Origin of the sequence: Rhizobium sp. BK181 (assembly GCF_014193305.1) — a bacterium.
GTDB lineage: Bacteria > Pseudomonadota > Alphaproteobacteria > Rhizobiales > Rhizobiaceae > Rhizobium.
Genome location: NZ_JACHZA010000010.1, coordinates 59,367 through 84,471, shown reverse-complemented (window position 1 = coordinate 84,471; position 25,105 = coordinate 59,367). Strand labels below are relative to the sequence as shown.

Here is a 25,105-nt window from a genome sequence, read left to right as displayed (position 1 = left end):
TCAGTCGCCCATAGCAAGAGAGACGAAACCGCCGAGATGGCGATGAAGCCGTCCGGCGATATCAAGCTCCAGCAGGACGAGATAGACCGAAGCCGCCGGCAAACCGGTATGGCGGATGACGTCGTCGATCTCGACCGGCGTCGGGCCGAGTGCATCGACGATAAGCGAGCGATCGGAATCATCAGGCGGGAGCATGGAGCGGCCGCCGTCGCGTTCCGGCTCCTCGGCGACCGGCGCGGAGTAGCGTTCGATCTGTGAGACTGGTGCCAGAGCTTCGGTGACGTCATCCGGTGTCGTGACAATCATCGCACCGTCTTTCAGCAATCCATTGGTGCCATGACAGCGGGGATCGAGTGGTGAACCCGGCACCGCGAAAACCAGCCTGCCGAATTCGCCGGCCAGCCTTGCCGTGATCAGCGAACCCGAGCGCATCGCCGCTTCTACGACAACGACGCCCAGCGAAACGCCGGCGATAAGCCGGTTTCTGCGCGGAAAGTCGCGTGCGCGCGGCTTCCAGCCGAAGGGCATTTCGCTGATGGCAAGCCCGTTGCCATTCCAGATGGTATCAAGCAGACCGGCATTCTCCGGCGGATAGGGTTGGTCCAGACCTCCGGCCATCGCAGCCACCGTTCCCGTGTCGAGGCTTGCGCGATGCGCTGCCGTGTCGACGCCGCGTGCAAGGCCGGAGACGACGACATAGCCTGCTTGGCCGCATTGGCGCGCGATCGTCGCGGCGAACTTGGCGCCGCTAATGGAGGCGTTGCGCGAGCCGACGATGCCGACGGCCGGCTGCGGGGAAACCGAGAGATTGCCTTTGACGGCGAGCAACGGCGGCGCACCGTCGACTTGCTTCAGCGCTTGGGGATAGTCCGGCTCGCCGATGCCGACGAACCGGGCGCCGAAGCGACGCGCAGCCTCCAACTCCTTGTGCGCCTCGCTCTCCGTTGCGATCCGGATGGAGCGCGTCGCCCCGCCGCGTGCCGAGAGTTCGGGCAGAGCGGCCAGCGCCGTCTCGGCGGATCCGAAATGATTGATGAGGTCGCGAAAGGTCGCCGGCCCGACATTGTCAGAGCGGATGAGACGCAGCCACGCGATGCGTTGGCGTTCCGTCAGCGCAATTCCCTTTGGCCTTGCGCTGCGAGCGTCCATTCTATCCCTTCGCCCCGATCTTGCTTTCCGTTCCGCTCATCAGGCGGGAGATGTTGGTCTTGTGTTTCCAGTAGGAGATTAGCGTCATGATGGCCATAACAGCTGCAACCTTCTCGGCGCCCAGTATCCACAATGCAACCGGAATGACAAGCATTGCAACCAGTGCTGAAAGCGACGAGTACCGGGTCGTAAAGGCGACTGCCAACCAGACCAAGGCGAAGACGAGAACCATGATCGGCGCGACGCCGAGCAGCGTCCCGATGTAGGTGGCGACACCCTTGCCGCCCTTGAAGCCGATCCAGACCGGAAAGAGGTGACCGATGAAGGCGAAGAAACCTGCAATCAGGGCTGCTTCGTTGCCCAGGAAATAGCCGACGATCCAGGCGGCGGCCGATGCCTTCAGCGCATCGAGGAGGAGCGTTGCGGCTGCAAGCTTCTTGTTGCCGGTTCTGAGCACATTGGTTGCGCCGATATTGCCGGATCCGATGCTGCGGACGTCGCCGAGCCCGGCAGCCTTCGTCAGGATCAGGCCGAACGGGATGGAGCCGAGCAGGTAGCCGATGGCAGCCGCCGCGAGTGCGATCGGCAGCGTAATCTGCCAGGTCATGAGATCCGAGACCATGTTCCCTCCGGTGGTCTTTTTATATCGTGTGCACGCACTGCCCGGCGACGTAGGTCGCTACAGCGCGTCCGCTGAAGCGTGCGTCTTCGAACGGCGTGTTCTTCGAGCGGGAAAGAAGCATGTCCTTCGAGACAAGCCAAGGGTCATCGAGATCGATCAGCGCAATATCCGCCTTCGCGCCCGGCTTCAGCGTGCCGGCCTCGAGGCCGAAAATCTGCGCCGGCCGCGTCGACATGGCATCGATCAGCCGCATCAGGCTGACCTGGCCGCTGTGATGCAAGCGCAGCGCCGCCGCGAGCATCGTTTCGAGACCGATCGCGCCGTCGGCTGCTTCACCGAACGGCAAGCGTTTCGTGTCAACGTCCTGCGGGTCGTGCGAGGAGACGATGATATCGATCGCACCGCGCGCCAGCGCATCCACCATCGCCATACGATCATCTTCGGAGCGCAGCGGCGGATAGAGCTTGAAGAAGGTGCGGTATTCGCCGATGTCGTTTTCGTTCAGCGAAAGATTGTTGATCGAGATCCCGCAGGTAACGCGCGCACCACGGCTGCGGGCAAGCTCGATCGCCTCGACCGATTCCGGCACGGAGATCATCGCGGCGTGGTAGTTGCCGCGTGTCAGCTTGGCGATGCGCAGGTCGCGTTCGAGCGGGATGAGTTCTGCTTCCTTCGGGATACCCCCGAGACCGAGCCAGCTGGCAAACAGTCCCTCATGCATGACCCCGGTGGCACCCAGATATTTGTCGCGGGTCTCGCAGGAGATGACGGCGCCGAACTCGCGTGCATAGGTCATCACGCGACGCAGCACCTGCGTGTCATGGACGCTCGCACGACCGTCGGTAAACGCGACGGCGCCGGCTTCCATCAGCAAGCCGATCTCGGTCATTTCTTCGCCGGCAAGATGTTTGGTAATCGCCGCCGCCGGATAGACGTTGACGAGGGCATTGTCCTTCGCCGTCTTCTTGACGAACTCGACAAGCGCGATGTCGTCGATGACGGGATCGGTATCCGGCATCATGATGATCGACGTAACGCCGCCGGCCGCTGCCGCGCGGCTTGCCGAGGCGATGGTTTCGCGATGCTCGGCACCCGGTTCGCCGATATGGACACGCGCATCCACCAAGCCAGGCGCGGCAACGAGGCCGGTGCAATCACGCACATCGGCGCCATCAGGTGTTCCCTGGTTCTGCGTGTCCGCGCCGGCCGCAACGATCACGCCATCGTTGACGACAATCGTGCCTATTTCATCGAGATTGCGCGAGGGGTCGACGATGCGAACGTTCTTGAGGACGATCGAGTTCTTCATGCGCCGGCTCCTTCGGTGCGGGGGCCCTGATTTTGCGAGACCAGCAGCGTCTCCATGACGGCCATGCGCACGGCGACCCCCATTTCCACCTGTTCGGCAATCACGCTCTGCGGTCCGTCCGCGACCTCGGAGGAGATCTCGACGCCACGGTTCATCGGGCCGGGATGCATGACAAGCGCATCTTCCTTCGCCGCTTTTAGCGTTTCCGCGTCGAGCCCATAGAAGTGATAGTATTCGCGCACCGATGGCACAAAGGCGCCGGACATGCGCTCGCGCTGCAGACGCAGCATCATCACAACGTCGGCGTCCTTCAGACCTTCCTTCATGGAATGGAAGACCTCAACGCCCATGTCGGCGATACCTGATGGCAGCAGGGTTGCTGGCGCTACGACGCGCACGCGTGCGCCCATGGCGTTCAGCAATAGGATGTTCGACCGCGCCACGCGCGAATGCAGCACGTCGCCGCAGATCGCGACGATAATGCGCGACAGCTTGCCCTTGGCGCGGCGGATCGTCAGAGCGTCAAGGAGGGCCTGCGTCGGATGCTCATGTTGGCCGTCGCCGGCGTTGACCACCGAGCAGGAAACCTTCTGTGCGAGCAGGGCAGCAGCCCCGGCGCTGGAATGGCGGATCACGAGCACATCGGGCCGCATCGCGTTCAGCGTCATTGCCGTGTCGATCAGGGTCTCGCCCTTCTTCACCGAGGAATTGCCGACCGACATGTTCATCACGTCGGCGCCTAGGCGTTTCCCGGCAAGCTCGAAGGAGGCCTGCGTGCGCGTCGACGCCTCGAAAAAGAGATTGATCTGAGTCAGGCCGCGAAGGGTCGACGTTTTCTTCTCTCTCTGCCTGCTGATCTTGACGGCCTCGTCGGCCTTGTCGAGGAGAAAGGTGATATCCTGCTCTGTGAGCCCTTTGATACCGATGAGGTGGCGGTGGGGAAAGAAGACCATGAACCTGCCTCTTGCTGTCGTCTGCGGGGTCTATAAAGAGTGAGCCGGGCGGCGGCAAGCTTGCGCTGTGGGCAAAGGCCCGTCTCCCCCTGCAATTTTGCCCGAATTCAACTATTGCAGAGGACAGGGAAATTGTAACTTCCGGTTTCCCTTTGCCTGCCTCTTGCACTAGAAGCGATTCATGACGCCCGCCGAAGAGAAACTTGCCGAACTCAACCAGCCGAGCCTGTGGTCCGGCATCAACGCCTACAGGTCCGATCCGCTGATCGTCGACCTGACCGGCACGCTGCCGCGTGGGATCCGCGACGATCTCGACAACATGGGCCGGTACGTGACCTCTCCGGAGGCGCAGGAGCTGGCGCGCATGGCGAATCAGGGCGTGCCGCAGCTGCGCACGCATGGTCCGCGCGGCGAGCGGCTCGATGTTGTCGAGTTCCATCCGGCCTGGCACGCGCTGATGCGCCGTTCGATGTCGTCGGGGCTGCATTCGTCTGTCTGGGATCCGCAGGCGGACACTGAGGCCAAAAACCAGGCGCACAAGGTTAGGGCAGCGCGCTTCTATCTGACGGCGCAGTTGGAATCCGGCCATCTCTGCCCGCTGACGATGACGAGTGCCTCGGTCGCAGCGCTTTCGGCTTCGCCGGCCGTGCAGAAGGACTGGGCACCGAAGATCCTCTCGCGCAAATATGATTCCACCAACAAGCCTGCCATGCAGAAGTCCGCCGTGACGATCGGCATGGGCATGACCGAGAAGCAGGGCGGCACCGACGTTCGCGCCAACACGACGACGGCGGAGAAGGTCAGCGAAGGCATCTATCGTCTGTCCGGCCACAAGTGGTTCATGTCGGCGCCGATGAGCGACGCCTTCGTGATGCTGGCGCAGACGAAGGATGGGATGGGCTGCTTCCTCGTTCCACGTCTTCTGGAGGATGGTTCGGCGAACGGCCTGCACTTCCAGCGCCTGAAGGACAAGGTCGGCAATCGCTCCAATGCCTCGTCGGAAGTCGAATTCAACGATACGTTCGGCTTCCTGCTCGGCACGCCGGATGGCGGTATCCGCACTATTCTCGACATGGTGACATTGACGCGGCTGGACTGCGCGCTGGCCTCCTCGGGCATCATGCGCGCCTCGCTCGCAGAAGCCGTACACCACACCCGTGGCCGCAGCGTTTTCGGAAAGATGCTGGTGAGCCAGCCGATCATGACGCGCGTCCTGGCCGATATGGCCCTCGATGTAGCGGCTGCGACGGCGCTGTCCTTCCGCCTTGCCGATGCCTTCGATCGGGCACGCGGCAGCGCCGAAGAGGCGGCATACGCCCGCGTCATGACGCCGGTCGCGAAATACTGGTGCTGCAAGATCGCGCCATCTCTCATTTACGAGGCGATGGAATGCATCGGCGGAAGCGGCTACATCGAGGAGCGCCCGATCGCCCGCCACTATCGCGAAGCGCCCGTTAACGCGATCTGGGAAGGCTCGGGCAATGTCATGGCACTCGACGTGCTACGCATCCTGAACCGCGGCAAGGACCTTTTCGAAACGGTATTCGCAGGTCTCGCGCGCGATCTCGGACCGGCCGGCAAGAAGACCATCGACGTGCTGCGCGCCGCCATGGCGCTTTGCGAGCGGGACGAGGGCGCTGCACGCCTGCTCGTCGAACAGCTGGCGCTCGCCGCCGGTGCGGCCGAACTCTATCGCCTGGGGGCAGGGCGGATCGCCGATGCCTTCATCGAAACCCGTCTTGCAGGCGGCTGGCGCTCGACCTACGGCATGCTGGATTCGCGCTTTGACGCCAGCTACATCGTCGATCTTCTCTATCCGCCGGCAAGCTGATGACTGTGTTGCGTCCCGTCCGCGCCGACGATCTTGAGCAGATCTATCGGATCTCGCTCGTGACGGGCGACGCCGGCAGCGATGCGACCGGATTACATCGCGACGGCAAGCTGATCGGACATATTTATTCGGCACCCTACGTGCTGCTGAGCCCTGAAACCGCTTTCGTGGCAGAGGACTCCGAAGGCGTTGCCGGCTACATCGTCGGCGTGTTCGACACGAATGCATTCGAACAGCGGCTTGAGCGCGATTGGTGGCCGGCACTTCGTCGGGCGTACAGCGATCCGCAGGGCGATCCCGAGAGCTGGGACGCCGATCAGAAACGCATTTCCGCGATCCACCATCCCTCTTCGGCGCCTGCTGCGCTCGTCGAAGCCTTTCCCGCGCACATCCACATGAACCTGCTGCCGCGTTTACAGGGGCAGGGGATGGGCACGAAGCTCCTCGACCGATGGCTGAAGAATGCAAGGGAGGCCGGCGTCGAAGCCGTCCACCTCGGCGCCAATGCCAACAATTATGGCGCTTTGCGTTTTTGGGGCTCCCGCGGGTTCAGCCGACTTGGCCCGCCATTGGTCGACGCTTCCGACCGAACGGTCTGGTTTGGACAGAGGCTATAAGAACAGGCAACTAAATGTCGCCGTATGGTGACACTTTGAAATCGTTGCCATCTTTCGCGAACTGTCCACAATCTTTGCAAGACACGTCCGTTGCCGCTGATCTGTGGCGTTGTTACTCACCGCAAAGTGACAACTGGACCGAATCCCTCATGCTGAACGACCCCATGGTGCTTGCGCCCATTGCCGACGCAATCCGTGTCGAACCGGAAAAGCGTATCCGCGATCGAAGCGCTACCGAGAAGGCAATTCTGAACGCAGCCAAGTCGTTGCTGGCGGAAGAAGGATTCCAGAATTTTGGCATCAACGCGGTCGCCCGCCGCGCCGGCTGCGACAAGCAGCTGATCTACCGCTATTACGGCGGTTTGAACGGCCTCGTGGAAGCGATCGGCGCCGATCTCGGCAATTGGGTCAAGGACCGCATTCCCGAGGATACCGGTGGCATGTTTCTCCTGACCTACGGCGACCTCATGGAGCGGCTGTCGCTGCTTTTCCTCGAGGCGTTGCGGGATGATCCGCTTGTTCGCCGAATCGTTGCCTGGGAGGTTTCCGAAAACACCGAGCAGGTCAGGCGGCTTTCGGAGGCGCGGTCGAAGGCCCTGGCAAACTGGCTCGATCGCATGCGGGGATCGCTGACGCCGCCAAAGGGCGTCGACGTTGTGGCCGTCAATGCGCTTCTGATCGCGGCCATCCAGCATCTCGTTCTTTCCGCATCGGCCGGCGGTCAGTGCGCCGGACTGGCTCTGAAAACGTCGAAGGATTGGGAGAAGGCTGCAACGGCTCTGAAACGCATCGTTCGCGGCGTTTACGGCTGAGGCGGACCACAGTCTTTCCACAGGTGTCCCGGCGCGCGTTAACCTTAACAAATGGTTTACGTTGCGCGCTCCCGGTTAAGAAGTCAGTTTGCCAGGCAGTCCAAAATGTTGGGTGTCTGGGACCATGGGAACCAAAATCGCGAGAGCCGCGTTTCTTGTTGCCGCGATGATGTTTTTCGCTGTGCTTGCGCTGGATATCGCTGTGCCGGCGCTGGTTCTGGGTTCGATGGCGTTGTCGATATGGGCGGTTTCTTCCGAGGGACTATCCGTTCGACGAGAACGAGAGACGACCGCATGAAGTGGTTCCTGATCTTCTGGGCCGGTCCCATTGTCTTCCTGGCGGGATGGTACTGGCTTTCGTACTACGACATGAACTTCGGCATCTTCATGCTGAGCCGGCAGGTGCATGACCTGACCTTCGAGATTTATGGCAGGGTGCTCGGCATTCCGCCGGAAACCATTCCGCCGCTGGTTGCCCGCGCGATCGTCGTGGACAGTCTTGTCGTCTTCGCAATCATTGGGTTCCGCCGACGCAAGGCAATTGCCGCCTGGTGGCGTGCACGTCACGCGTCAAAATCGCCCGATGCCGTTCTGCCGAGCAACGATAGCCTGTCCAGCGCTCCCTGAAGAATGAAGCTTGCCGCTGCCGAGTCGATCCGCTCCGCACGCTGCCTGCGTGATACGTCCATCTCGAGCAGCGCCCGCTCGGCGGCGACCGTCGACAGCCGCTCGTCCCAGTAGACGAACGGCAGGTCGGTCTTCTGCTCCATGTTGCGCACGAAGGCGCGCGTCGCCTGAACGCGCGGTCCGGCCGATCCGTCCATGTTCATTGGCAGACCAATCACAAAGGCGGCGACCTTTTCCTTAGCGGCAAACTCCAGCAACGTCGTCGCATCGATCGTGAATTTTTCGCGCTTGATGACCGGCCGCGGCGTCGAAAAACGCCGACCGAGATCGGACATCGAAAGCCCGATCGTCTTCGTGCCGAGATCGAGACCGGCGATCGCCTGTCCCGGCTGCAACGCAGTTGAGAGTTCTTCGATCGTCAGCACCGTCATCGTCGTTTCATCCTGTCAAAAGAAATTGAAGCGGTGACGCTTTTCTTTGCGACCGCATCCGATATGTCCATAGCCAGCAAAACAGGCTTTTGCATCCGATAATCGAAGGAGACATTTTATGAAGATCACTTGGCTCGGTCACTCCGCTTTCCGCATCGAGATCGGGAAGGCGAAAATCTTGCTGGATCCGTTTCTCACGCACAATTCCTCCTTCGCTGGGCAGAACCTCAAGGATGTCGCAAGCGGCGTCACCCACATCCTGCTGACCCACGGTCACGGCGATCATGTCGGCGACACCGTAGCGCTCGCCAAGGAGACCGGCGCGGTCGTTCTCGCCAACGCCGACCTTGCCTCGTGGCTGGGCTCGAAGGGATTGACGAAGCTCGAAATGGGGAACACCGGCGGTACCATTTCGTTCGACGGTTTCTCGGCAACCTTCACCAACGCGCTGCATTCCTCCGCCCAGATCACCGAGGACGGCGTTTCGCATGCCCTCGGCAACGCCAACGGCCTGATGCTGCATTTCGACGAGGAAGCCTCCATCCTCGCCATGGGCGATACCGACATCTTCTCGGACATGGCGCTGATCAATGAACTGCATCAGCCGGATATCGGGCTGGTGCCGGTCGGCGACCGCTTCACGATGGGCGGCGCGGTCGCGGCGCTGGCCTGCCAGCGCTACTTCAACTTCAAGACGGCGATACCCTGCCACTACGGCACCTTCCCGATCATTGACCAGACGCCGGAGAAATTTGTCTCGGGTATGGATGGATCGACGACCGCGGTGAGGACGCCGAAGCCCGGCGAGAGCCTTTCCGTCTAGGTTACGTCAGCAAAACCGCTCCGATTTCGGCAGCGGAATTCTACGCAATCCAAGGGCCATGCCCGTTGCGCACAGCGGGCATGGCCTTTATAGCGGGTAGGAAAAATCCTATCCGGAGAATACCATGTCCGTCGACTTTGCCACCGTTAAGCGCGTAGCGCGCCTTGCCCGTATTGCCGTCACCGAAGAAGAGGCAAATCGCATGGTGGGTGAGCTGAATGGCATCCTCGGCTTCGTCGAGCAGCTCTCCGAAGTCGACGTCGAGGGCGTCGAGGCAATGACATCGGTCACGCCGATGGAGATGAAGAAGCGCACCGATGATGTGACCGACGGCAACAAGGCTGCCGACATCGTCTCGAACGCGCCTGTCACCGATCAGAATTTCTTCCTGGTACCCAAAGTCGTCGAATAAGGCCATCGCCGTTTTCCGACCTGCGTTGCCATCCCAGATTTGAAGCGAATTACCATGAGCGAACTCACCAGCCTGACCATTGCCGAAGCCCGCACGAAGCTGCGCGCCAAGGAAATCAAAGCGACCGAACTGACCGAAGCCTATATTTCGGCGATCGAGGCGGCCAACGACAAACTCAACGCCTACATCAAGGTCACGCCCGAGAAGGCGCTGCAGATGGCGGAAGCCTCCGACGCGCGTCTCGCCGGCGGCAAGGGCGGTGAGCTCGAAGGCATCCCGCTCGGTATCAAGGACCTGTTCGCCACCGAAGGTATCCATACACAGGCTTGCAGCCACATCCTTGACGGTTTCAAGCCGCACTACGAGTCAACCGTCACCCAGAACCTGTGGGACGACGGCGCTGTCATGCTCGGCAAGCTCAACATGGACGAGTTCGCCATGGGCTCTTCCAACGAGACCTCCTACTACGGCGCGGTGATCAATCCCTGGCGCTCGGGCGGATCCAACCAGCAACTGGTGCCGGGCGGCTCGTCCGGCGGTTCGGCTGCCGCAGTAGCAGCCCACCTCTGCGCTGGTGCCACGGCAACCGATACCGGCGGCTCGATCCGCCAGCCTGCTGCCTTCACCGGCACCGTTGGAATCAAGCCAACCTATGGCCGCTGCTCGCGCTGGGGCACGGTCGCCTTCGCTTCGTCGCTCGATCAAGCCGGCCCGATCGCGCGCGATGTGCGCGATGCCGCGATCCTCTTGAAGTCCATGGCGTCCGTCGATCCCAAGGACACGACCTCGGTCGACCTGCCGGTTCCGGACTACGAGGCCGCACTCGGCCAGTCGCTGAAGGGCATGAAAATCGGTATCCCGAACGAATACCGCGTCGACGGCATGCCTGAGGAAATCGAAACGCTCTGGCAGCAGGGCATTGCCTGGCTGAAGGATGCCGGCGCCGAGATCGTCAACATCTCGCTCCCGCACACCAAGTACGCCTTGCCGGCCTATTATATCGTCGCTCCGGCAGAAGCCTCCTCGAACCTTGCCCGCTATGACGGCGTCCGCTACGGCCTGCGGGTCGATGGCAAGGACATCGTCGACATGTACGAAAAGACGCGTGCTGCTGGCTTCGGCAAGGAAGTCAAGCGCCGCATCATGATCGGCACCTACGTTCTGTCCGCTGGCTACTACGACGCTTACTACATCAAGGCCCAGAAGGTGCGCACGCTGATCAAGCGCGACTTCGAACTGGCGTTCAACGCCGGCGTCGATGCGATCCTGACGCCCGCGACACCGTCGTCGGCCTTCGGCGTCGCCGATGAGAACCTCGCCTCCGATCCGGTTAAGATGTATCTGAACGACATCTTCACCGTGACGGTGAACATGGCCGGGCTGCCGGGTATTGCCGTTCCTGCGGGCCTGGATCACAGCGGCCTGCCGCTCGGTCTGCAGCTGATCGGCAAGCCCTTCGACGAAGAGACGCTGTTCAAGACGGCGCACGTAATCGAGCAGGCGGCAGGCAAGTTCACGCCTGCCAAGTGGTGGTAAGTGAGCCTGAAATCCGGGAAATGACCGTCGCCGACCATCACATGGTCGGCGAAGTCCGTTCTACGGTTCTCGACCAAAGGTGCAGTTCGGGAGGAGCCTTATGTCCAAACAGGATCTGACTGATATGATCGAGGCGCTCGATCGCCTCGCAGCGGTGGGATTCGTCATGGGCGCGGAGTGGCAGGCGGTGCACGAGATCTGCCAGGCGCATGAGGGCGAGGCGCCTTTCGACTGGGGACATGCGATTTGCCATCGAATCGAAGGCGACGACTGGAATGCTGACTATTGATACCGCCGCGCTGGAAAACGCCGCGGGACCGGCACCATGGCCGAGGAATGGTCGGTGATGAAGGCAGCGCTTGTAGCCTTTCGGTGAAGCCGCGCGCCGGGACAACGCGCGGCTGAATGTCAAAGGCTACCTGTTATCCTGCTCCGCTCTCACGAGAACCAGTCCTCGCTCGGTAATCCGATAGGGCTTACCGCCCGAGGATTTGATCGCCCGCTTCTGCTTCAATTTGCGAAACAACTCGAGGCCAAAGCCGGGGTAGACCCAGCCGTCGCGGGTGAAACACTTCACTGTCTCGATTTTCCTGTTGTCGTCGCGTTCGATTTCAATGCGGCCGCCCTGGGCCAATAGGTGCAGGATACGCTGCTCCGTGCGTGAAATATCCATGGATATGTTGATCCGGTATGGCGCCGACTAGGCGCGTAAAAACGATCTGGCGTCCCGGGGGACGTCATGGCTTCGCTTTTTTCGGGCCCATGCGCGCAGAAAGCCTGCGGGCAGGGCCTCTACCGGGTCTCAGAGGATGAGTTCAACATGCGGCCTTGATACCGGCTGGACGGCATTCCGTCAAGTTTTGCAACCGGTGGAGGATCTTTGCACCGTGCCTCGCGCTCGAAACATGAGGCTTGGATAACCGGGCGATTCGGTGCTTTACTCAGTGGAACGTCGGAGGTGCCGTTGATCCACATTCGCAATGCCCGGGAAGGCGAAGCGGAGCTTTTGAGCGAGATCGGAGTAAGGGCCTGGCAGAAGGCGATGGCATCCATCGGTGAAGGAGATGCCATGGTGGATGCCGCTCGAAGCGCGTTCTTCAACTTCGTTGCGGGGAGCTGGATCACCGTCACCGTCGTCGAATGGAATGGGCATGCAGCCGGATGGGCGGCACGCGAGACACTTGACGAAAAGATCTCGGATTTCTGGATCGATCCCGCCTTCACGGGTCACGGTCTTGGGACCGCACTCTTGCAGGATATCGAGAAAGATATAGCCGAGCAGGGCTTCGATACAGCAATGATGCAGACGCACTCGGGCAACTCCGAAGCGATCGGCTTTTTCCAGAAGCGTGGGTATGCAATTCATTGGCTATCGATTGCCTACAATCCCAAGCTCGATCGCGATGTCCCGTCAGTCGGATTGTCAAAGTCACTGGTATCCGGGGACGACGGCACCTACGGCCTGGTTTAAGAACGCGCCTTCCAGGGTGAAGTAGCCGAGAGTGCTCGATAGCAGGAGCGCCGCCACCATCACATGCAACATGACGATAGCCTTAGGAACGACCGGAACGGTTCCTTCTGCGTTTTGTGCCGAAGAAGCCTTTGCGCACAAACAGCCCCCACGCTGCCACCGATGAAAGCGAGCGTGAGCAAGGTCCTCTCACTGATCCGGCGCCGACGATTGCGGGCAGCCTGCTTGTCGAGGAAGTAGATCGAGAACGCGAAGGCATTCAACGCCACGAAGAGCCCGATGATCTTGAGAATATCAATCGCTGTCATTCAAATCACGCTAGAGCCATTGCGTTAACATGCACCAAACCGCCCGGCTTGCTGTGACGCACAGCCGAAAGCCTTGCACCCGCAGGCCATTTCCGTTACCTCACCAGTTGAAAAGAACAGCCTTAAAAAGAGCATCCCAATGACCATTGTCGACGTTCGCACGCCTGATCCGAAACGCTTCATTCCCGGCGCCACCGGCGACTGGGAAGTCATCATCGGCATGGAAGTCCATGCGCAAGTCCTGTCGAACTCGAAGCTGTTCTCAGGCGCTGCGACTGAATTCGGCAAGCCGCAGAATTCCAACGTCTCGCTCGTCGATGCGGCCATGCCCGGCATGCTGCCCGTCATCAATGAGGAATGCGTCAGGCAGGCCGTCCGCACTGGCCTTGGTCTCAAGGCGCAGATCAACAAGCGCTCGATCTTCGACCGCAAGAACTACTTCTATCCCGACCTGCCGCAGGGCTATCAGATTTCGCAGTTCAAGGATCCGATCGTCGGCGAGGGCAAGATCGTGATCTCGCTCGGCCCAGATCGTCAGGGCCAGTTCGAGGACATCGAGATCGGCATCGAGCGCCTGCATCTGGAACAGGACGCCGGCAAATCGCTGCACGACCAGCATGCCACCATGTCCTATGTCGACCTCAACCGCTCGGGCGTCGCGCTGATGGAGATCGTCTCCAAGCCTGACATGCGCTCGTCGGATGAAGCCAAGGCCTACATGACGAAGTTGCGCTCGATCGTGCGTTACCTCGGCACCTGCGACGGCAACATGGACGAGGGCTCGATGCGTGCCGACGTCAACGTCTCGGTCCGTCGCCCGGGCGAAGAGTTCGGCACGCGTTGCGAGATCAAGAACGTCAACTCCATCCGCTTTATCGGCCAGGCGATCGAATACGAAGCCCGGCGCCAGATCGGCATCCTCGAAGATGGCGGCGCAATCGAGCAGGAGACCCGTCTCTTCGACCCGAACAAGGGCGAGACGCGGTCGATGCGCTCCAAGGAAGACGCACACGACTACCGCTACTTCCCGGATCCGGATCTGTTGCCGCTCGAGTTCGACGATGCCTTCGTCAAGGCGCTCGCAGCCGACCTTCCGGAACTGCCGGACGACAAGAAGGAGCGCTTCGTGCGCGAACTTGGTCTGTCGATCTACGACGCTTCCGTTCTGGTCTCGGAAAAGGCGATTGCCGACTATTTCGAGGCCGTGGCCGAAGGCCGCGACGGCAAGGCGGCCGCTAACTGGGTCATCAACGACCTGCTCGGTGCCCTGAACCGCACCGGCAAGAGCATCGAGGAGACCTCCGTTTCGCCGGCTCAGCTTGGTGCGATCATTGACCTCATCAAGGCGGAGACTATTTCAGGAAAGATCGCGAAGGACCTGTTCGAAATCGTGCTGAACGAGGGCGGCGATCCCGCCGAGATCGTCGAAGTCAGAGGCATGAAGCAGGTGACCGATACCGGTGCGATCGAGCGGGCCGTCGACGAAATCATCGCCGCCAACCCGGATCAAGTCGCCAAGGTTCAGGCCAAGCCGACACTGGCCGGCTGGTTCGTCGGTCAGGTCATGAAGGCGACCGGCGGTAAGGCAAACCCGCAGGCTGTCCAGGCTCTCGTGAAGGCGAAGCTCGGCATCGAGGAGTAGGGACTGTGTATTTCGTGCGCACTGCCAGCGAGGGTGATCTTAGCAAGATGCGCACTTTGTTGGATGAGGGGTTTCGCGCGACCTATGCGGGCCTCTATGGCGAAGCGAAGGTGAAGGATCTCGTTGGCCATCTGTTTTCGCCGGCTGCGCTGCAGGCGCGGCTGGCGAAGAAGAATGCCGAGTTCCTCGTTGCCGACAATGGCAAGGATATCGGCGGCATCGGTTATGCCGCCATGTCGGATGAAATGACGAAGACCGTCATGCTTCATCTGCTCTATGTCCGTCCACCTCTGCATCGGCAGGGCATCGGGCGCGAGATCTTCGCCGAGTTGGAAACCTGTTTTCCCGATGCAGAAATCATGCGTCTGGAAATAGAGCCGCAGAATGCTGCGGCTATCGCCTTCTACCATGCCCACGGTTTCGAGGATGTCGGCCGCAATGAAAACGACGGACCGGGGCAGTCCGGCATACCGACCCTGATCCTCGAAAAGCCCCTGGAACTGCGCTAACCATCATGACCCAAACCATTATTCGCGAAGCGCGTAGCGCCGACGTTGCTGCGCTTGTGGCGATCTTTGCCGCCGATGATCTCGGCGGCCACGGCGACACGACTGCGCCCGAGGCCTTCGGCGACTATCTCAGAGCGTTCGAGCGGATCGCCTTATCACGCAATCAGACGCTATATGTCGCTGAACGGGAGGGGCAGGTTGTCGGCACGTTCCAGACAATGATCGTCACGTCGCTGGTTGGTCGCGGTTCGTCGTCGATGATCATCGAGGCGGTGCAGACGCGTGGTGACATGCGTGGGCAGGGTATTGGCGCTGAGATGATCGAGTTTGCCATCGCGGAGGCAAAACGTCGCGGCCTGCGCCTCGTTCAACTAACCTCGAATGCCGGTCGCAAGGACGCCCACCGCTTCTATGAGCGACTTGGCTTCAAGCAATCTCATCTCGGCTTCAAGATGGCGCTGAAATGAACCGGTGTGACACTGGAATCACTGGACAATGCACCTCGCTGGCGGCATAAGCGAGGGATCAAATTCTGGTCCCGCTTGCCGTCCGGCTAGCTCAAGGAAAAGACATGAAGAATCTCCTCGTGCAAATCTTCACCTGGTGGAACGGTCAGACGATCGGTACGCGCTTCGCGACCTGGCGTTTCGGCAAGCGCGTCGGTGAAGACGAATTGGGCAACGTTTACTACGAAGGCGGCATGTCGTCCTACGGTCTCCCGAAGCGTTGGGTCATTTACAAGGGCTATGCCGAAGCTTCCGCTATTCCCCCGGGCTGGCATGGCTGGATGCATCACCGCACCAATGTTCCGCCGACCCAGGAAAACTATGTTGCGAAGGAATGGCAGAAGCCGCACCGTGCCAACCCGACGGGTTCGCCGCAGGCCTATCGCCCGCCCGGCTCGCTGGTCGTTCCTGGTGAACGTCCGCGGGTGACCGGCGACTACGACGCCTGGACGCCTGGCAACTGAGCGCGCGGCGACAGCCCCGCTTTTAGCCACAATTGACCATTACCCGCAGAATGGCCGCAGCGATTGCGGCCTTCGATTTTAAGATGCTGTGGAGACGGGCAGATATGAAGCTTTTCACGCGGAACCAGATCCTGCGTGCCGCCGGGATTTCCCTGGCGCTTGGCTCAACGCTTCTCCCACAAGTCGTCTCCGCTGCCCGGATCGAGAACTCGGTTGCCGTGTTCTCCGGTCTCGACAAGATCACCGGCCGCATCACGACCTTCGACGTCTACGTCAACGAGACCGTGCAGTTCGGCGCGCTGCAGGTGACGCCGAAGGCCTGCTATTCGCGCGATCAGGCCGAAGCGCAGAAGATCGACGGCTTCGTGGAAGTCGACGAGATCACACTGGACCGCAAGATCCGCCGTATCTTCACCGGCTGGATGTTCGCCGACAGCCCCGGTCTCAATGCCGTCGAGCACCCGATCTACGACGTCTGGCTGAAAGACTGCAAGCAGAACTCGGACGTTCCCGCACCCGACAAAGCGGCTAACTAAATTTCAGAATTCGAGGTTCGGCGAAGCCATCGCTGCTGCCAGCATGTGGGTGTACTCATCCTTCGGAACGTCTATGGCTCCGAAAGTCTTGAGGTGCTCGGTCGTAAATTGGGTATCGAGCAAGGTAAAACTCTTGGCCCGCAGCCGCTCTACGAGATGAACGAGGCAGATCTTCGAGGCGTTTGTCCGCCGGGAAAACATACTTTCACCGAAGAACGCCGAGCCCAGCGATACGCCGTACAGTCCGCCGACGAGTTCCTCCCCGTCCCACGCCTCTACCGAGTGCGCGTGCCGAATCCGATGCAGCGTGGAGTAGAGCGATTTGATCGTTTGATTGATCCAGGTACTCGGCCTGTCCCCGGTCTCTGCCGCACAGGCTGCGATGACCGCATCGAAATCGTGGTTGAAGCGGATATCGAACGGCTTGCGTCGAATGGTCTTGGCGAGGCTTTTGGAGACGTGGAATTCTTCGAGCGGTAGGACACCGCGAAGATCGGGCTCGACCCAGAATATCTCTGGGTCATCAGCCGATTCGGCCATCGGGAAGAGACCGATCGAATAGGCGCGCAGGAGAATTTCCGGTGTGATGCCTGGAGATTTCCTGCGCGATCCTGCCATTCTCTGTTACGCCGGTTTTTGGGCCAGATAGTTTTCCAGCCAATGGATGTCGTAGTCGCCGTTAGCGATATCCTGATTATCCACCAGATCCTGGAACAACGGTAGCGTCGTCTTGATGCCATCGACGACAAACTCATCGAGTGCGCGGCGCAGACGCATCATGCATTCAACGCGGGTGCGACCGAATACAATGAGCTTGCCGATGAGGCTGTCGTAGTAAGGCGGGATCTTGTAACCTTGGTAGGCACCGCTATCGACGCGCACTCCAAGACCGCCCGGCGCATGGAAGTGCGTGATCGTGCCAGGAGAGGGTACGAAAGTACGCGCGTCCTCGGCGTTGATGCGGCACTCGATGGCATGGCCATGGAAGTTGATTTCTTCCTGCTTCACGGAAAGTCCGCCGCCGGAGGCGACACGGATCTGCTCGTGAACGAGGTCAATGCCAGTGATCGCTTCGGTGATCGGATGCTCCACCTGCAGACGGGTGTTCATTTCGATGAAATAGAACTCACCGTTCTCGTACAGGAACTCGATCGTCCCGGCGCCGCGATACTTCAGCTTCTTCATGGCATCGGCACAAACCTGGCCGATCTTCATGCGCTGTTCGACGTTGAGGGCAGGCGAATTTGCTTCTTCCCACACCTTCTGGTGGCGGCGCTGCAGCGAGCAATCGCGTTCGCCGAGATGGATCGCATTGCCCTCGCCATCGCCGAACACCTGGATTTCGATGTGGCGTGGCTTGCCGAGATACTTTTCCATGTAGACGGCGTCGTTGCCGAAAGCGGCAGCCGCTTCGGTGCGGGCCGTCGACCAGGCTTCGATCAGGTCGGCTTCGGACTTTGCGACCTTCATGCCGCGGCCGCCGCCGCCAGCGGTTGCCTTGATCAGAACCGGATAGCCGATTTCGGCTGCAGTCCGTAGCGCGTCTTCCTCGGTCTTCACTTCGCCATCTGAGCCCGGAACAACAGGGATGCCGAGTTCCTGGGCCGTCGTCTTGGCGGTGATCTTGTCGCCCATGAGGCGGATATGTTCCGCCGTCGGGCCGATGAAGGTGATGCCGTGCGCTTCCAGGATCTCCGCAAACTTGGCGTTTTCGGACAGGAAGCCATAGCCCGGATGCACCGCATCGGCGCCGGTGATTTCGCAGGCGGCAACGATCTGGTGGATGTTCAGATAGCTGTCGCGCGAAGGCGGAGGACCGATGCAGACGCTCTCGTCGGCCAGACGCACATGCATGGCGTCGGCGTCCGCGGTCGAGTGAACCACGACGCAGGGAATGCCGAGCTCCTTGCAGGCACGCAGCACGCGAAGCGCGATTTCCCCGCGGTTGGCAATGAGGATTTTCGAGACCATGACGCCCGCCTTATTCGATGACGACGAGGGCTTGGCCGTATTCGACGGGGCTTCCGTCCTCGACGAGGATTTCGGTAACCTTGCCGGATTTCGGCGAAGGAATCTGGTTCATGGTCTTCATCGCTTCGATGATGAGCAGCGTCTGGCCTTCCTTCACGGTCGCGCCGAGCTCGATGAAGGCGCGCGCGCCCGGAGCGGGAGCCATGTAGGCGGTGCCGACCATAGGAGCGCTGACGGTGTTGGCAGGGTTGCGTGCAGGGGCCGCAGGCGCTGCGGCAGCCTGGGCTGCTGCGGCGACGGGAGCCGGAGCCGCCGCAAACGCGGGCGCAGCCATCGGAGCCTGAATGTACTGGGTGTTGCCGGCGCGCGAAACGCGGATGCGCAGATCCTCCTGCTCGACTTCGATTTCCGTCAGATCCGTGTCGTTGAGGATGTTCGCGAGGTCGCGGATCAGCGCCTGGTCGATACCGTTTTTCTTCTCAGCCATGAGTGTTTGCCCTGTCTTCTTTTTATGCCGTAAGATTCTTCAGCGCCTGCAGCGCCAGAATATAGCTGTAAGGCCCGAAGCCGCAGATAACGCCCTTCACCGCTGGCGCAATCATCGACTTGTGGCGGAATTCTTCCCGCGCGTGGACGTTGGAGATATGGAGCTCTATCACCGGAATGGAAATAGCGCGAATTGCATCGTGGAGCGCAACCGAGGTATGCGTGTAGGCGCCGGCATTAATCGCCACGCCAACTGCCTTATCGTTGGCTTCGTGGAACCAGTCGACCAGCGTACCTTCGTGATTGCTCTGGCGAAAATCGACATCGAAGCCGAGCTCGCGCCCGGCGGCCTTGCAATCCGCCTCGATATCCTGAAGCGACTTGCCGCCATAGATGCCGGGCTCTCGTTTGCCGAGCATGTTCAGGTTGGGCCCGTTCAGGACGAAAATCGTTTGCGTCATCGAATGTTCCAATAGATGCGAGACGGCAACCTATAGACTCCCGACGGGCCTAATGAAAGCCCTTTGGGAAACGCAGCCCGAATCGCGCCATATTTGTCCACATGGCTGAAACACTTCGATTTTGGCGATTTGATGGGCGCCCTATCAGCAACTTGTCTTGCCGCAGGCGCGCATGTTCTTGACCTTGGTCTCAAGGTCGTCGAAACCGACCGCGCCCTGAACCAGTTCGTTGCCGATCACATAGGACGGCGTGCCGGTGATGCCGAGGCTCTGGGCGAGCTGATAGGTCTCCTTCACGGACGCGTCGCTCGAACTCTTGGCCATCTCGTCGCGGATCTGCTTTTCGCTGACGCCAAGCGTCTCGGCGACTTCTATGGCACTCGCTTCATCGGCGCGCCCATCGCTGCCGAGCAGGGCGATGTGGAACGCGCTGTACTTCTGCGGCGCCAGCTTGCGGAAGGCGTCGGAAACCTTGTGGGCAGCGACAGATTCCGGGCCGAGGATCGGGAATTCCTTGAGCACGAAGCGGACGTTCTTGTCTTTCTCGAGCATCGTCTGCATGTCGGAAAGGGCATGCCGGCAATAGCCGCAGTTGTAATCGAAGAATTCGACGATGGTGATGTCGCCCTTCGGATTGCCGATCGTCACGTCATACTTCGAATCGAAAATCGTCGACTTGTTGTCGGAGATTACGGCGTTGGCTTTAACGAGGCGCGCCTGTTCCTGCTTTTTCTGCAGGGCATCCTGAACGTCGAGCATGATCTCTGGGTTTTCGATCAGGTATTGCTTGATGAACTCGCCGAACTCCTTCTTCTGCGCGTCATCGAGTGCTGCCGCCGGATAGGCTGCTGCCACCGACGCAGTAAACGCCAGCGCGGTGAAGATTTTCGGAAGTATGGCCATTATATCCTCGTTATCAGCAGTTCGTATGCGTCGTTCTAGGCGCCGGATAACACTGCACGGTTAACGGCGGAACTCCGATGCCGCCAAGTTACGGTGCGTCCTGTCGTCTTCAAACAGGAATTTTCGTATCCGCTGTTCAATCGCGGGATTGTGATGATCCGATTATTGCGGCAATTGTCTGGCCGCACGCAAAGTTAGAGAGAAGCGACCTTGTTTTCTATTTCCCAACGCAGCGAAGTCGAGCCCTTTCATGCCATGGATGTCTTGGCCGAAGCGACGAAGCGGCGAGCAAGCGGTCATCCCGTCATCTCCATGGCTGTTGGCCAGCCCTCTCATCCCGCGCCCCGCGCTGCACTGGAGGCTGCGCGGGCAGCACTTGTCGAAGGCAAGATCGGCTACACGGACGCGCTCGGCACGACAAGGCTGAAACATGCATTGGCCGCGCATTATCGTGACAGACACGCTTTGGAAATCGATCCCTCACGCATCGCGATAACTACCGGTTCCTCCGCTGGCTTCAACCTTGCGTTTCTTTCGCTGTTTGATTCCGGAGACGCGGTTGCGATCGCCCGGCCGGGCTATCCCGCTTATCGAAACATTCTCGGCGCGCTTGGTCTCAGAGTGATCGAGGTGCCGGTGACGGCCGAAACTCATTTTACTTTGACGCCCGAAAGCCTTGAGGCCGCGCAAAAGACAAACAATGTCAAGCTGAAGGGCGTGCTGCTGGCGAGCCCTGCCAATCCGACGGGTACGGTAACCGGTCGCCAGGGACTGCAGGTGCTGGCTGACTACTGCTCAGCCGAGTCGATCGCATTCATTTCAGACGAGATTTACCACGGGCTGACGTTTGCCGGCGAGGAAAACAGCGCGCTGGAATTGACCGATGAAGCGATCGTAATCAACTCGTTCTCCAAGTACTATTGCATGACCGGCTGGCGCATCGGCTGGATGGTGCTGCCCGAGCGGCTGGTGCGCCCGATCGAGCGCGTTGCACAAAGCCTATACATCTCGCCACCCGAACTCTCACAGATTGCGGCTACTGCGGCGCTCGGCGCGAGCGCGGAACTGGATATCTACAAGGCGAGCTATGCGGCCAATCGCGAGTTTCTATTGAAGCGTCTGCCGGAAATCGGGCTATCGATCGCGTCGCCGATGGATGGCGCCTTCTATGCCTATGTCGATGTCACCCGGTTCACCAATGACAGCATGGCGTTTGCCAAGCGCATGTTGGCCGAGATCAATGTTGCTGCAACGCCGGGCCTGGATTTCGACCCACTGGAGGGCAATCGATCGATGCGCATGTCTTATGCCGGCTCGGAAGTCGAAATCGTCGAAGCAGTTGACCGCATGGCCGACTGGCTGAAGTAGATATCCCAGTGGCTTGCCAAGATTTTCTCGATTAACTTGTAAGCAGCTTGCCGGGGGTTCGGCAGGCTGCTCGGCTCTCGCATTCACTTCGCGGGACGGCAATTTTCGAGGTCGAGTTGCGACACAAGAGCCAGAATCGTTTCGGAAACCGGCGTCGGAGTTGCAGTCAGGCGGCCGAGTGAAACGACCATTCCCACCAGCGGCGTTATCTCGAGCGACTTTCCCGCAAGGAGATCTTGCAGCGTCGAAGTGCGCACCGGCCCGATCTGTCGGGCTTGTTCCAGTCGCTGTTCTACCGACATTCCCACGTTCGCCCCGAGTGCCTCCCCAACGGCCTTCACCTCTTTCATGACCTTGCCGATCTGATCCGCGATGGCGGCATCCGCCATCAGATCGGACATTAACGATCTGGTGAGAGCGCTGATCGGGTTGAAGGAGGCATTGCCCATCAGCTTGCTCCAGATATCATCGCGGATGCGGCTCGAGAGTTTCACGCCGATGTCGGCGCGCTGCAGCAGCGCCTCGATGTCACCCAAATCAGCGGTGATTTCGCCGGAGGGCTCGCCGAGAATGAAATGGCCTCTGTTGCTGAGCCTGACTTCGCCGGGCCTGCTGACTTCGGCTCCCTGATGGGCGACGCAACCGACTACGCGCTGCGGGCCGACATAACGCCATAGCTTGCCGCCCTCGTCGAGCTCCTCAAACTGCAGTTCCGCATGACCGCTGTCCTGATCGCGATGAAAATACCACCACGGAATGCCATTCAGGATCATCATGACGCGCGTGCCGTCCTTCAGTAGGCCGCCGATGCCTTCCGCTGCGGCACTGAGCTGATGTCCTTTCAACCCGGTAATAACGAGATCCTGTGGCGGCAGTTCTCGGGGATCGTCTGTCGCTGCAAGGTTCACGGTGAGTGGTGCTTCCGCACCGGGTTCGATGAGACGCAGCCCCTCGCTTCGGATGGCGGCCAGATGGGCGCCTCGAGCAACAACGGAAACTGTTGCCTCTGCGCCGAGCGACGAGGCAAGCTTGGCAGCGATGGCGCCGCCGAGTGCACCGGCTCCGAAGATGCAGATATTCTTGAAGGGCATGGGATGATCTTTCCGCGTTTGATGGACCGCGCAGAACTTAGGTCATCCCTCCTTCAAGGCGAGTGATATTTTGAAGCCGCCCAAGCTTTTTAGTGGCCGCCGCGGGGAAGAAGTTCGTTGCGGCGAAGCTCATCGATGGCTGCCACCGCGTCTTCTGCAGACCAGCCAGCGCGAATGGCGGCGCCGATCATCCGGACCTCGGCCTCCTCTTCGATCTTGAGGAAGAGCGGTTCCAAGGCCTCCTGGGCTGTTAGGATGTGCTCGTTTGGAGGGGTAACTGACTGGCGGGTGGCTGATGTAGGCATCTGCACGGTACTCCTCTCTCTGGCAGGGGATGATTCAACATAATGCACGAGGGCTAAAAAAGGTTCCGGATAAAGTTTCAACTGCGCTTCATCTTGTTCTTTCGCCCCGGCTCTGCCTTGTTGCGCGATTAGTCTGATGCTCGATTCGGTTCCCAATAGGCGGCGGAGCCACAACGAAACGCACGAAGGAGATTGCGATGACGAACGCCAAGAACGGGATTTCCGAAATGCGGCCCAGAATTACAGTAATTGGTGTCGGCGGCGGCGGTGGCAATGCCATCAACAACATGATTGCGGAAAATCTTGAAGGCGTCGAGTTCATTGCGGCGAATACCGATGCACAGGTACTGGCGACCTCGAAGGCATCCCGCCGTATCCAGCTTGGCGCGCATGTGACCGAAGGGTTGGGCGCCGGTTCGCTGCCGGAAGTCGGTCGCGCAGCTGCCGAAGAATCGATCGATGAGATCATGGATCATCTGGCCGGCTCGCATATGTGCTTTGTCACCGCTGGCATGGGCGGCGGCACCGGAACCGGAGCGGCACCGGTCATCGCTCAGGCCGCTCGCAACGCCGGCATTCTGACAGTTGGAGTTGTTACGAAGCCCTTCACCTTCGAAGGCAATCGCCGCATGAAAACGGCCGATGTCGGCATCGAGGCGCTCCGCGAAGCGGCCGATACGGTGATCGTCATCCCGAACCAGAACCTTTTCCGTATCGCCGATGCAAAGACCACCTTCGCGGATGCCTTCATGACTGCCGACCGCGTGCTTTATGCCGGCGTCGGCTGCATCACCGATCTGATCGTCAAGGAAGGTCTCATCAACCTCGACTTCGCGGACGTGAAATCCGTCATGCGCGGCATGGGCCGGGCGATGATGGGCACAGGCGAGGCTTCGGGTGAGGGGCGCGCGATGAAGGCAGCGGAGGCGGCGATCGCCAACCCGCTGCTGGACGATATCTCGATGAAGGGTGCCAGGGGCGTTCTGATCTCGATCTCCGGCGGCTCGGACATGACTCTCTTCGAGGTGGACGAGGCGGCAAGTCGCATTCGTGACGAAGTGCAGGATGAAGCGGACATTGTCGTGGGCGCGATCTTCGATCGCAATCTCGACGGCAAGTTCCGCGTCTCGGTTGTCGCGACGGGCCTGGACGGAGCGAGCAACGCGACACAGCCGCGCCAGGGCATCGCGCTCGGTCAGGATATGCAGCCCCGTACATTGCAATAGGTTCTCGCGGTCTGCGCATCCGCCGAGATGCGCAGATCTGCCCTGATTTCGTTTGTTTCGACGTCGCCTTGCGCTTACCAATCTCGGATTGCGCAACCGATGCTGAGGAATGTCGAATGGCCAAGATTGCCTATTTTGTTGCTGGCCTGCTTATTGTAGTCGGGCTCGTTTGGATGGGGCAGGGCAGCGGCTATTTTCCCTATCCCGCAGAGAGCTTCATGATCAACCAGACGCCCTGGGTTTATTGGGGTGCTCTTGCTGCAGCGGTCGGAATTATCGTGATTGCAGCGATGAGAAACGCGCGGCGGCCGCGATAGCTAGGAGCGCGCTCTCGAAACAGTTCGCCGGCGAAAGACATTTGGGTAAATGTCCGTCGCCGGCGAGGGTATGATTGTGTAAACAGCGGTTTACGCTCGGCGGGAACGAACGTCCGCCATCTCGGGCCGGGTGCCATCAGGGGCGCGAAGGCCGTAGTGCTTGCTTGCGAACACCCATTCCACATTGCCCGGCTCGAAGGGGCGGCGTGGGTTTCTCAGCGCCAGCCTGCGCTCGGCAAGGCTGCGGGGCAGGGTATCGAGCATGTCGTTGACGAAGGTTTCAACGCTGTCTTTCCAGCGAGGCGAGATCGAAACATCGACGCCGCCATAGCGCTGGAAGTCTGGATGTTTGCGGGAATAGCATGCGCCGAGCATCCATGCATGCTGCTGCTTCAGAAAACGTTCTTTGATGGTCATTC

At 60.2% G+C, this 25,105-nt stretch carries 30 protein-coding genes and 2 pseudogenes; 17 read left to right on the top strand and 15 right to left on the bottom strand.

What is annotated here, in order from left to right:
• Genes dprA through FHT77_RS20865 form a run of 4 tightly spaced genes read right to left on the bottom strand, consistent with a single transcriptional unit; the run spans nt 1 to nt 4,033 of the window.
• The gene (gene dprA, locus FHT77_RS20880; RefSeq protein WP_183756814.1) at nt 1-1,149 is read right to left on the bottom strand and encodes a DNA-processing protein DprA; all 1,149 of its coding nucleotides are present in this window, start codon (nt 1,147-1,149) and stop codon (nt 1-3) included.
• A 1-nt stretch (nt 1,150) separates the two neighbouring features.
• Nucleotides 1,151-1,771, bottom strand: coding sequence for a glycerol-3-phosphate 1-O-acyltransferase PlsY (gene plsY / locus FHT77_RS20875; protein WP_183756813.1), 621 nt, complete (start codon nt 1,769-1,771; stop codon nt 1,151-1,153).
• A gap of 19 nt (nt 1,772-1,790) precedes the next feature.
• Nucleotides 1,791-3,080, bottom strand: coding sequence for a dihydroorotase (locus FHT77_RS20870; RefSeq protein ID WP_183756812.1), 1,290 nt, complete (start codon nt 3,078-3,080; stop codon nt 1,791-1,793).
• Nucleotides 3,077-4,033 (bottom strand): aspartate carbamoyltransferase catalytic subunit, encoded by a 957-nt coding sequence (locus FHT77_RS20865; protein WP_037127400.1) that lies wholly within the window; start codon nt 4,031-4,033, stop codon nt 3,077-3,079. Before FHT77_RS20865 ends, FHT77_RS20870 begins: the two co-directional genes overlap by 4 nt.
• A 181-nt stretch (nt 4,034-4,214) precedes the next feature.
• Here FHT77_RS20865 and FHT77_RS20860 point away from each other — a divergent pair, with 181 nt between their 5' ends.
• From FHT77_RS20860 to FHT77_RS20845, 4 genes are all read left to right on the top strand, one after another.
• Nucleotides 4,215-5,864, top strand: coding sequence for an acyl-CoA dehydrogenase family protein (locus FHT77_RS20860; RefSeq protein ID WP_183756811.1), 1,650 nt, complete (start codon nt 4,215-4,217; stop codon nt 5,862-5,864).
• Complete coding sequence (locus tag FHT77_RS20855) at nt 5,864-6,481, top strand: GNAT family N-acetyltransferase (protein ID WP_183756810.1); 618 nt, start codon at nt 5,864-5,866, stop codon at nt 6,479-6,481. The genes FHT77_RS20860 and FHT77_RS20855 overlap by 1 nt, the downstream gene beginning before the upstream one ends.
• A 149-nt stretch (nt 6,482-6,630) precedes the next feature.
• Nucleotides 6,631-7,293, top strand: a complete 663-nt coding sequence (locus tag FHT77_RS20850) for a TetR/AcrR family transcriptional regulator (protein ID WP_183756809.1) — start codon at nt 6,631-6,633, stop codon at nt 7,291-7,293.
• Between the two features lie 294 nt (nt 7,294-7,587).
• On the top strand, nt 7,588-7,920 hold the full coding sequence (locus FHT77_RS20845) for a DUF6105 family protein (RefSeq protein ID WP_183756808.1): 333 nt from the start codon (nt 7,588-7,590) through the stop codon (nt 7,918-7,920).
• On the opposite strand, the gene ruvX is transcribed toward FHT77_RS20845, so the two are convergent.
• Nucleotides 7,857-8,351 carry a Holliday junction resolvase RuvX gene (gene ruvX / locus FHT77_RS20840; RefSeq protein ID WP_183756807.1) on the bottom strand — a complete coding sequence of 165 codons (495 nt, stop codon included), beginning with the start codon at nt 8,349-8,351 and terminating at the stop codon, nt 7,857-7,859. The two genes, FHT77_RS20845 and ruvX, sit on opposite strands and share 64 nt — an antisense overlap.
• Nucleotides 8,352-8,469: 118 nt before the next feature.
• On the opposite strand from ruvX, the gene FHT77_RS20835 reads away from it, so the two are divergent.
• The 4 genes and pseudogenes from FHT77_RS20835 to FHT77_RS20820 all read left to right on the top strand — a co-directional run bounded on the left by FHT77_RS20835 (nt 8,470) and on the right by FHT77_RS20820 (nt 11,498).
• The gene (locus FHT77_RS20835; protein WP_183756806.1) at nt 8,470-9,174 is read left to right on the top strand and encodes a metal-dependent hydrolase; all 705 of its coding nucleotides are present in this window, start codon (nt 8,470-8,472) and stop codon (nt 9,172-9,174) included.
• A 124-nt stretch (nt 9,175-9,298) separates the two neighbouring features.
• Nucleotides 9,299-9,586, top strand: coding sequence for an Asp-tRNA(Asn)/Glu-tRNA(Gln) amidotransferase subunit GatC (gatC, locus tag FHT77_RS20830; protein ID WP_016553653.1), 288 nt, complete (start codon nt 9,299-9,301; stop codon nt 9,584-9,586).
• A gap of 54 nt (nt 9,587-9,640) precedes the next feature.
• The gene (gatA, locus tag FHT77_RS20825) at nt 9,641-11,122 is read left to right on the top strand and encodes an Asp-tRNA(Asn)/Glu-tRNA(Gln) amidotransferase subunit GatA (RefSeq protein ID WP_183756805.1); all 1,482 of its coding nucleotides are present in this window, start codon (nt 9,641-9,643) and stop codon (nt 11,120-11,122) included.
• A 100-nt stretch (nt 11,123-11,222) separates the two neighbouring features.
• Nucleotides 11,223-11,498: pseudogene (locus FHT77_RS20820) on the top strand (hypothetical protein).
• 39 nt (nt 11,499-11,537) lie between these two features.
• On the opposite strand, the gene FHT77_RS20815 reads toward FHT77_RS20820, so the two are convergent.
• Nucleotides 11,538-11,795 carry a YjhX family toxin gene (locus tag FHT77_RS20815; protein ID WP_037127427.1) on the bottom strand — a complete coding sequence of 86 codons (258 nt, stop codon included), beginning with the start codon at nt 11,793-11,795 and terminating at the stop codon, nt 11,538-11,540.
• A 291-nt stretch (nt 11,796-12,086) separates the two neighbouring features.
• Here FHT77_RS20815 and FHT77_RS20810 point away from each other — a divergent pair, with 291 nt between their 5' ends.
• The gene (locus FHT77_RS20810) at nt 12,087-12,593 is read left to right on the top strand and encodes a GNAT family N-acetyltransferase (protein ID WP_183756804.1); all 507 of its coding nucleotides are present in this window, start codon (nt 12,087-12,089) and stop codon (nt 12,591-12,593) included.
• On the opposite strand, the pseudogene FHT77_RS20805 reads toward FHT77_RS20810, so the two are convergent.
• Nucleotides 12,552-12,901: pseudogene (locus FHT77_RS20805) on the bottom strand (DUF1294 domain-containing protein). The gene FHT77_RS20810 and the pseudogene FHT77_RS20805 sit on opposite strands and share 42 nt — an antisense overlap.
• 139 nt (nt 12,902-13,040) lie before the next feature.
• Between FHT77_RS20805 and gatB the strand changes: the two are divergent.
• From gatB to FHT77_RS20780, 5 genes are all read left to right on the top strand, one after another.
• On the top strand, nt 13,041-14,543 hold the full coding sequence (gene gatB / locus FHT77_RS20800) for an Asp-tRNA(Asn)/Glu-tRNA(Gln) amidotransferase subunit GatB (protein WP_183756803.1): 1,503 nt from the start codon (nt 13,041-13,043) through the stop codon (nt 14,541-14,543).
• Nucleotides 14,544-14,548: 5 nt separating this feature from the next.
• Complete coding sequence (locus FHT77_RS20795) at nt 14,549-15,052, top strand: GNAT family N-acetyltransferase (RefSeq protein WP_183756802.1); 504 nt, start codon at nt 14,549-14,551, stop codon at nt 15,050-15,052.
• Nucleotides 15,053-15,057: 5 nt separating this feature from the next.
• Nucleotides 15,058-15,519, top strand: a complete 462-nt coding sequence (locus FHT77_RS20790; RefSeq protein ID WP_183756801.1) for a GNAT family N-acetyltransferase — start codon at nt 15,058-15,060, stop codon at nt 15,517-15,519.
• A gap of 104 nt (nt 15,520-15,623) precedes the next feature.
• The gene (locus FHT77_RS20785; protein WP_016553662.1) at nt 15,624-16,022 is read left to right on the top strand and encodes an NADH:ubiquinone oxidoreductase subunit NDUFA12; all 399 of its coding nucleotides are present in this window, start codon (nt 15,624-15,626) and stop codon (nt 16,020-16,022) included.
• Between the two features lie 104 nt (nt 16,023-16,126).
• Nucleotides 16,127-16,558 (top strand): DUF2155 domain-containing protein, encoded by a 432-nt coding sequence (locus FHT77_RS20780; RefSeq protein WP_183756800.1) that lies wholly within the window; start codon nt 16,127-16,129, stop codon nt 16,556-16,558.
• 3 nt (nt 16,559-16,561) lie between these two features.
• Here the strand turns inward: FHT77_RS20780 and aat are convergent, their stop codons facing one another.
• From aat to FHT77_RS20755, 5 genes are all read right to left on the bottom strand, one after another.
• Entirely contained in the window at nt 16,562-17,176 is a 615-nt protein-coding gene (gene aat, locus FHT77_RS20775) for a leucyl/phenylalanyl-tRNA--protein transferase (RefSeq protein ID WP_183756799.1), read from the bottom strand.
• A gap of 6 nt (nt 17,177-17,182) precedes the next feature.
• Complete coding sequence (gene accC, locus FHT77_RS20770; RefSeq protein ID WP_183756798.1) at nt 17,183-18,529, bottom strand: acetyl-CoA carboxylase biotin carboxylase subunit; 1,347 nt, start codon at nt 18,527-18,529, stop codon at nt 17,183-17,185.
• Nucleotides 18,530-18,539: 10 nt separating this feature from the next.
• Nucleotides 18,540-19,016 carry an acetyl-CoA carboxylase biotin carboxyl carrier protein gene (gene accB, locus FHT77_RS20765; RefSeq protein WP_183756797.1) on the bottom strand — a complete coding sequence of 159 codons (477 nt, stop codon included), beginning with the start codon at nt 19,014-19,016 and terminating at the stop codon, nt 18,540-18,542.
• Between the two features lie 22 nt (nt 19,017-19,038).
• Nucleotides 19,039-19,476: a type II 3-dehydroquinate dehydratase gene (aroQ, locus tag FHT77_RS20760; RefSeq protein WP_183756796.1), complete on the bottom strand. Its 438-nt coding sequence runs from the start codon at nt 19,474-19,476 to the stop codon at nt 19,039-19,041.
• A 144-nt stretch (nt 19,477-19,620) separates the two neighbouring features.
• Complete coding sequence (locus FHT77_RS20755) at nt 19,621-20,379, bottom strand: DsbA family protein (protein WP_183756795.1); 759 nt, start codon at nt 20,377-20,379, stop codon at nt 19,621-19,623.
• A 210-nt stretch (nt 20,380-20,589) separates the two neighbouring features.
• On the opposite strand from FHT77_RS20755, the gene FHT77_RS20750 reads away from it, so the two are divergent.
• Nucleotides 20,590-21,747, top strand: coding sequence for a pyridoxal phosphate-dependent aminotransferase (locus FHT77_RS20750; RefSeq protein WP_183756794.1), 1,158 nt, complete (start codon nt 20,590-20,592; stop codon nt 21,745-21,747).
• Between the two features lie 83 nt (nt 21,748-21,830).
• Here FHT77_RS20750 and FHT77_RS20745 read toward each other — a convergent pair whose 3' ends face one another.
• Both FHT77_RS20745 and FHT77_RS20740 read right to left on the bottom strand, forming a co-directional pair.
• Nucleotides 21,831-22,838: a ketopantoate reductase family protein gene (locus FHT77_RS20745; RefSeq protein ID WP_183756793.1), complete on the bottom strand. Its 1,008-nt coding sequence runs from the start codon at nt 22,836-22,838 to the stop codon at nt 21,831-21,833.
• Nucleotides 22,839-22,927: 89 nt separating this feature from the next.
• Nucleotides 22,928-23,143 (bottom strand): hypothetical protein, encoded by a 216-nt coding sequence (locus tag FHT77_RS20740; protein ID WP_040674191.1) that lies wholly within the window; start codon nt 23,141-23,143, stop codon nt 22,928-22,930.
• 197 nt (nt 23,144-23,340) lie between these two features.
• Between FHT77_RS20740 and ftsZ the strand changes: the two genes are divergently transcribed.
• Together ftsZ and FHT77_RS20730 are read left to right on the top strand one after the other, a co-directional pair.
• On the top strand, nt 23,341-24,369 hold the full coding sequence (gene ftsZ / locus FHT77_RS20735; protein WP_016553672.1) for a cell division protein FtsZ: 1,029 nt from the start codon (nt 23,341-23,343) through the stop codon (nt 24,367-24,369).
• 116 nt (nt 24,370-24,485) lie between these two features.
• A complete protein-coding gene (locus tag FHT77_RS20730) occupies nt 24,486-24,686 on the top strand; it encodes a hypothetical protein (protein ID WP_183756792.1) in 201 nt (66 codons plus the stop codon).
• 90 nt (nt 24,687-24,776) lie between these two features.
• Here the strand turns inward: FHT77_RS20730 and FHT77_RS20725 are convergent, their stop codons facing one another.
• Nucleotides 24,777-25,103 carry a hypothetical protein gene (locus tag FHT77_RS20725; protein WP_016553674.1) on the bottom strand — a complete coding sequence of 109 codons (327 nt, stop codon included), beginning with the start codon at nt 25,101-25,103 and terminating at the stop codon, nt 24,777-24,779.
• Nucleotides 25,104-25,105 lie beyond the last annotated feature (2 nt).